Genomic DNA, 509 nt, shown 5'->3' with positions numbered 1-509 from the left:
TGGTCAAAGTGGAAGAGTCGATCAAAGACGTTACTGGCATTAAAAAAGTGGTGTCGCGAGCTTCTCGTGGCAGTGCTTATATTTCTATCGAAGTTGATGTCAACGCGGATATCAAGCGAGTGCTTGATGATGTGAATCAGCGCATCGATACTATTTCTAACCTGCCTCTTGGCATGGAGCCCATCAATGTCTATCGGGTTGAATGGCGACAAGACGTGATAGAAATGGGGCTGGTGGGGGACAGGCCTCTTGAAGAGCTTAAACCGATTGCGAAGCAGATTGAAGATGAGCTTCTGCAGCTTAATAACGTCATGTTGGTGTATTTAAGTGCGCCAGAGGAAGAGATTGCGATTGAAGTCGATCCCCTCGTGCTGCGTAAGTATGACCTAACGTTGAATGACGTAAGCAATGCCATTCGTCGTTACTCGGCAAACTGCTCGGCGGGCGAAGTCAAAACAAACTCTGGAATGATTGCGGTTCGAATCGAGAACCAATATTACCGTGGAGAT

The 509-nt window shown here is 47.2% G+C and carries 1 protein-coding gene; it reads left to right on the top strand.

Annotated features, from left to right (window positions below):
• A partial coding sequence (locus R8O11_RS31535; protein ID WP_318195429.1) for an efflux RND transporter permease subunit occupies positions 1-509 on the top strand: 509 nt, incomplete at both ends.

Source organism: Vibrio sp. 1288 (assembly GCF_033344475.1).
The sequence above is the reverse complement of the archived record's forward strand: the minus strand, read 5'-3'. Positions and strand labels throughout refer to the sequence as shown.